The 5,609-nt window shown below is 69.8% G+C and carries 6 protein-coding genes; all 6 read left to right on the top strand.

What is annotated here, in order from left to right; genetic code table 11:
- On the top strand, positions 1-1,015 hold a 1,015-nt coding region (locus FFK22_RS40730), incomplete at its 5' end, for an ABC transporter permease (RefSeq protein WP_143956955.1).
- Complete coding sequence (locus FFK22_RS40735; protein WP_221939262.1) at positions 1,015-1,986, top strand: ABC transporter permease; 972 nt, start codon at positions 1,015-1,017, stop codon at positions 1,984-1,986. The genes FFK22_RS40730 and FFK22_RS40735, both read left to right, overlap by 1 nt.
- Before the next feature lie 75 nt (positions 1,987-2,061).
- Positions 2,062-3,066, top strand: coding sequence for a rhamnose ABC transporter substrate-binding protein (locus FFK22_RS40740; protein WP_221939263.1), 1,005 nt, complete (start codon positions 2,062-2,064; stop codon positions 3,064-3,066).
- A 94-nt stretch (positions 3,067-3,160) separates the two neighbouring features.
- Positions 3,161-4,189, top strand: coding sequence for a LacI family DNA-binding transcriptional regulator (locus tag FFK22_RS40745; protein ID WP_221939264.1), 1,029 nt, complete (start codon positions 3,161-3,163; stop codon positions 4,187-4,189).
- 90 nt (positions 4,190-4,279) lie between these two features.
- Positions 4,280-4,837, top strand: a complete 558-nt coding sequence (locus tag FFK22_RS40750) for a flavodoxin family protein (RefSeq protein WP_138893274.1) — start codon at positions 4,280-4,282, stop codon at positions 4,835-4,837.
- A gap of 19 nt (positions 4,838-4,856) precedes the next feature.
- A complete protein-coding gene (locus FFK22_RS40755; protein ID WP_138893273.1) occupies positions 4,857-5,531 on the top strand; it encodes a DUF6766 family protein in 675 nt (224 codons plus the stop codon).
- Positions 5,532-5,609 lie beyond the last annotated feature (78 nt).

A 5,609-nucleotide genomic window follows, 5' to 3' on the forward strand; every position in this document is an offset into this window, starting at 1 on the left:
CGCCGCGGATCCGGCGCCGGCGGCCGCGGAGGCGCCGCGGCTGGCCCGGCGATCGGCCGCCCGCCTGGCGCAGCGGCGCGAGCTCGGCCTGGTCGCCGCGATCGTCGCCATCCTGCTGCCGATCGCGGCGATCAATCCGCGGGTGCTGAGCCTGGAGAACCTGACCGCCATCTCGATGGACGCGGCGCTGCTGATCATCGTCGCGGTGGCGCAGATGCTGATCATCGTCACCCGCAACATCGACCTGTCGATCGCCTCGGTGATCGGCCTGTCGGCCTATGCCGCGGCCAGCGTGATGCAGGCGGATCCGGCCCTGGGCATCGCCGCCGGGCTGGGCACGGCCTGCGCCGTCGGGGTCGCCTGCGGCCTGCTGAACGGCCTGGTGATCACCCGCGGCGGCGTGCCGTCGATCGTGGTGACGCTGGGCACGCTGGCGGTGTTCCGCGGCGTCAACAGCGTGGTCGCCGGCGGCAAGCAGATCAGCGCCGACCAGGTGCCCCAGGCCTGGCTGGACATGACCGGCGCCCGGCTGGCGGGGGTGCCGGGCGTGGTCGTCATCGCCGCCGCCGTGCTGCTGGCCGCCGCCCTGGCGCTGCGCCGGATGCCGGCGGGGCGCGAGCTCTACGCCATCGGCTCCAACCCCGACGGGGCGCGGCTGATCGGCATCCGCACCGACCGGCGGGTGCTGACCACCTTCGCCGTCGCCGGCCTGCTGGCCGGGCTGGATGGCGCGCTGTGGGCATCGCGCTACGCCACCGTCGATGCCCGCGTCGCCATGGGCTACGAGCTGACCGTGATCGCCGCGGTGGTGGTCGGGGGCGTCGCCATCCGCGGCGGCTCCGGCACCGTGCTGGGCACACTGCTGGGCGCGCTGCTGCTGCTGGTCATCAACAACGGGCTGACCCTGGTGCGGGTCGACCCGCTGTGGCTGCAGGGCATCTACGGCCTGGTGATCCTGGCCGCGGTGGCGATCGACGCCGCCATCGCCCGCCGCGGCCGGACAGGAGCGGCATGATGCGCGACCGGCTTCGCCGCCTCGCCAGCTGGGAGACCTTCCTGGCGGCGCTGACCCTGGCGGTCATCCTCTACGCCGTGCTGGGCGTGCCGAACTTCGCCACCCAGTTCAACCTGTCCCAGGCCGCGGCCGGCGTGTCGGAAAAGGCGCTGATCGTGCTGCCGATGGTGCTGCTGATCATCGCCCGCGAGATCGACCTGTCGGTCGCCAGCATCCTGGCCCTGAGCAGCGTGATCCTCGGCGTCCTGGTCCAGGCCGGGGCGCCGATGGCGGCCGCCATCCCGCTGGTGCTGCTGGCCGGCGCCGGGCTGGGCGCCTTCAACGGCGTGCTGGTGGTCCGCTTCGGCCTGCCATCGCTGGTGGTGACCCTGGGCACGATGGCGATGTTCCGCGGCGTCGGCTACATTATCCTCGGCTCCGCCTCGGTCAACGCGTTCCCGGACTCCTTCACCGATTTCGGCATCGAGACGGTTCCCGGCACGCCCATTCCCTGGACCATCGTGCCCTTCCTGGTGCTGGCGCCCGTCTTCGCCGTGGTGCTGCAGCGCACCCCGGCCGGGCGCCGGATCTATGTGCTGGGCGGCAACCCGGCCACCGCGCTTTATTCCGGCATCCGGGTGGCGCGGCTGCGGCTGTGGCTGTTCGTGCTGTCCGGCCTGGTCTCGGCGCTGGCCGGCGTCGTCTTCACCGCCCGGCTGGCCAATGCCCGTGCCAACAACGCGGTCGGGTTCGAGCTCGACATCATCACCGTCGCCCTGCTGGGCGGGGTCAGCGTCTTCGGCGGCCGCGGCAAGCTGACCGGCGTGCTGTGGGCGCTGGTGCTGATCGCCGTGATCCGCAACGCGCTTGGGCTGAGCCGGATCGGCGGCGACGCCCAGGGCACCATCATCGGCCTGCTGCTGATCGGCGCCCTGCTGCTGAGCAACGCGTCGAAGCACCTGTTCGAACGGTTCCGCCCGCGCTCGACCTGACGCGCGGGTGTCCTGATCGGCGCCGTGGGACGCGCCGGGACGACCAACGACAATCCATTGGAGGAGGCAACACCCATGATGCGTATCACCAGACTGGCTCTCGCCACGGCACTGCTCGGCAGCTTGGCGCCCGCCGCCGCCCTGGCGCAGGACTGCGCCAGCGGCCCGGTCACCGTCGGCTTCCTGCCGAAGCTGGACACCGACCCCTATTTCCAGGTCGCCAAGACCGGCGCCGACGAGGCGCAGAAGGAGATCGGCGGCGAGGTGGTGCAGCAGGCGCCGTCGCAGGCGACGGCCGAGGCGCAGATCGAGTTCATCAACAACCTGGTGTCCCAGCAGGTGAAGGTGATCGCGATCTCCGGCAACGACGCCAACGCCGTGGCCCCGGCGCTGAAGCGGGCGATGGCGCAGGGCATCCGCGTGGTCTCCTATGATTCCGACGTCGCGCCGGCCGCCCGCACCCTGTTCCTGAACCAGGCCAAGGGCGACAGCCTGGCCGAGATGATGCTGGAAAGCATGGCCCAGCTGATCGGCGGCGAGGGCGAATTCGCCATCCTGTCCTCGACCCCGACCGCGACCAACCAGAACGCCTGGATCGACTTCATGAAGGCCCGGCTGGCCGGCGATCCGAAATTCGCCAAGATGAAGCTGGTCCAGGTCGCCTATGGCGAGGAGAGCGAGCAGGTCAACCAGCAGCAGGCGCTGGCCCTGGCGCAGGCCTTCCCCAACCTAAAGGGCATCATCGTCCCGGCCGGCATCGGCCTGCCGGCGGCCGCCCGGGCGCTGGAGCAGGCCGGCATGACCGGCAAGATCAAGCTGACCGGCCTGGCCCCGGCCTCGCTGATCCGGAAATACATCGAGAGCGGCGCCGCCCAGGACATCTGGTGGAATGTCAAGGACCTGGGCTACCTGACCTACTACGCCGCCCAGGCGCTGGCGCAGTGCAAGCTCGACGGCAAGCCTGGCAGCAGCTTCGCCGCCGGCCGGCTGGGCGAGTACAAGGTCGGCGACGGCGGCGAGGTCGTGCTCGGGCCGGCCAAGATCGTCACCCCGGCGAATGTCGGCGAATTCGCCTTCTGACCACGGCGCCCGGAAGGGCCGGGCTTCGGCCTGGCCCTTCCGGCAGCGTCCCGTGATAGATCCTCGTCCCCCGACCGCAGCAGACCCCTGATCCATGGCCCGCAGCACGCCCCGCCCTGCCCCAGCCTCGACCATGGCCGATGTCGCGCGCCAGGCGGGTGTGTCGGTCTCCACCGTCTCGCATGTGCTGAACGGGACGCGGAAGGTCAGCCCGGAGACGGTGCGGGCGGTCGAGGAGGCGATCGCCAGGACCGCCTACATCCCGAACACCCTGGCGCGATCCCTGGCCGGGGCGACGACGCAGTCGATCGGCATCGCCCTGTCGGCCATCAGCAACCATTATTTCAGCGAGGTGGTGGGCGGCATCGAGGTCGAGGCCAAGCGCCACGGGCTGATGATCTTCCTGTCCGACACGCATGACGACCCGGCGCAGGAGCTGCAGACCGTGCAGGCCCTGCATCAGCGCCGCGTCGACGGCATCATCCTGGCCGCTTCGGCCGACCCGGATCGCACCGCCCTGCAGTACCTGCGCACCCATGCCATCCCGACCGTGCTGATCGACCGGCTGGTCGCACCCGACTTCGACCAGGTCGGGGTGGAGAACCGCAGGTCGACGATCCAGCTGGTGGCGCATCTGGCGTCCCATGGCCACCGCCGGATCGCGCTGGTGGCCGGCCAGCCCGGCCTGTCCACCAGCCAGGAGCGCCTGGCCGGCTACAAGGCCGGGCTGAAGCAGGCGGGGCTGGGGTTCGACCCGGCGCTGGTCGTCACCGGCCATTCGGCGCTGGAGCCGGCGCGCCAGGCCGTGCGCGGATTGCTGGCGCTCGATCCGCGGCCCGACGCCGTCGTCGCCGGCAACAACCTGATGACCATCGGCGCCATGCACGCCCTGCGCGATGCGGGGCTGCGCGTGCCCGGGGACATCGCGCTGGCCGGCTTCGACGATTTCGACTGGGCGACGGCCTTCAGCCCACGGCTCACGGTGGTGGCGCAGCCCTGCGCCGAGTTGGGCGCGACGGCCGTGCGCCTGCTGACGCGGCGGCTGCAGGAGCCTGCGGCCAAGCCGAAAACGGTGCGCCTTGCGGCGACCCTGCGCGTTCGGGATTCCTGCGGTTGCGCCTGATGCGGTGCGCCTCGAGGCGCACCGCCGTCATCGTCCGGAACCGCGAGGATCATCGCCCTATTCCCTCATGGCCCGACCATGAGGTTCGCCATGCCGCTGAAAGCGATCGCGTTCAATTGCACCTTGAAGTCGACAGCCAACTCGTCGGAGCCGTCGTCGACCGACCGGCTTCTGACCGAGGTGCTGGCGGCCCTGGCAGAGCATGAGGTTTCGGGCGAGATCATCCGGGCGGCCGATCACGACATCAAGCCGGGCGTGACCTCCGACGAGGGGCCTGGCGACGCCTGGCCCGCCTTGCGGCGCAAGATCCTGGCCGCCGACATCCTGCTGATCGGCACGCCGATCTGGCTCGGACAGCGTTCCAGCATATGCAAGCGCGTGCTCGAGCGCATGGATGCGTTCCTCGAAGAGACCGATGACGAAGGCCGGATGATCTCGTTCGGCAGCGTCGCTGCGGTGGCGGTGGTGGGCTTCACCATTCCGGCCGGCGCGGTCACCTATTGGGTGGGCGAGGCCATGGGCAATACCAACTACATCGACCTGGCCGAGACGCCCGAGGCCGTGCAGAAGGCCACCGCCACCCTCGCCCGCAATACGGCCCATCTCGCCCGGCTGCTGTCCAAGCGCCAGTATCCAGGAGGCGACTGACCCGGCGTTCGACACTGCGATGAACCGGGCGCTTCGCTTTGCGCGCGAGAACGGCCTCGTGCTGGTCATGCTCGGGTTTTTCGCCGCCTGCATGGTCGGGCAGATCCTCGCCGGATGGGCGGCCTGGAATGAGGACCAGGAGAGACAGGGCGCCGCGACGGTCGCATTGATCCCTTATCTCGGAAGCGGTCATTTCGTCTCCGCTGTCTTCGAGAACTGGGAAAGCGAATTCCTGCAGATGGCGATGTATGTCACGTTGACGATCTGGCTTCGCCAGAAGGGATCGCCGGAATCGAAACCGATGGACGGTGAAGCCGAGGTCGATGCCGACCCGCGGGATCATGCCGGGGACCCGAAGGCACCATGGCCTGTCAGGCGCGGCGCGGACATTCTGCTGACGGTCTATTCCCACTCGCTCAGCATCGCCCTGGCCACGCTGTTCCTGACATCGTTCGTGCTCCACCTCTTCGGCAGCCTGCATCTCGCCAATGACGAGGCGATGCAAAAGGGGCAACCGGCGGAGACGGTTCTGCAGCACATCGGCAGCCCGCAATTCTGGTTCGAATCGTTCCAGAACTGGCAAAGCGAGTTTTTCGCCCTGGGGATCTTCATCTGGCTCACGGTCGTGCTGCGCCAGCGCGGTTCGGCCGAATCGAAGCCGGTTGCGGCCCCGGACGACGAGACCGGTGGATAGGCGGGCCACCCAGACATCATGCCCCGGCCGGCGTGCCCCGCCCCGATCCTCGCGGATCGGCCATTTCCGAACGGGCGG

The sequence above is a fragment of the Mycobacterium sp. KBS0706 genome (genome assembly GCF_005938675.2).
GTDB lineage: Bacteria > Pseudomonadota > Alphaproteobacteria > DSM-16000 > Inquilinaceae > Inquilinus.

What these genes read in the sequence shown, in the direction of transcription:
- FFK22_RS40735 (WP_221939262.1), top strand. Translation starts at nt 1,015, where the DNA reads ATGCGCGACCGGCTTCGCCGCCTCGCCAGCTGGGAGACCTTCCTGGCG.
- FFK22_RS40740 (WP_221939263.1), top strand. Translation starts at nt 2,062, where the DNA reads ATGATGCGTATCACCAGACTGGCTCTCGCCACGGCACTGCTCGGCAGC.
- FFK22_RS40745 (WP_221939264.1), top strand. Translation starts at nt 3,161, where the DNA reads ATGGCCCGCAGCACGCCCCGCCCTGCCCCAGCCTCGACCATGGCCGAT.
- FFK22_RS40750 (WP_138893274.1), top strand. Translation starts at nt 4,280, where the DNA reads ATGCCGCTGAAAGCGATCGCGTTCAATTGCACCTTGAAGTCGACAGCC.
- FFK22_RS40755 (WP_138893273.1), top strand. Translation starts at nt 4,857, where the DNA reads ATGAACCGGGCGCTTCGCTTTGCGCGCGAGAACGGCCTCGTGCTGGTC.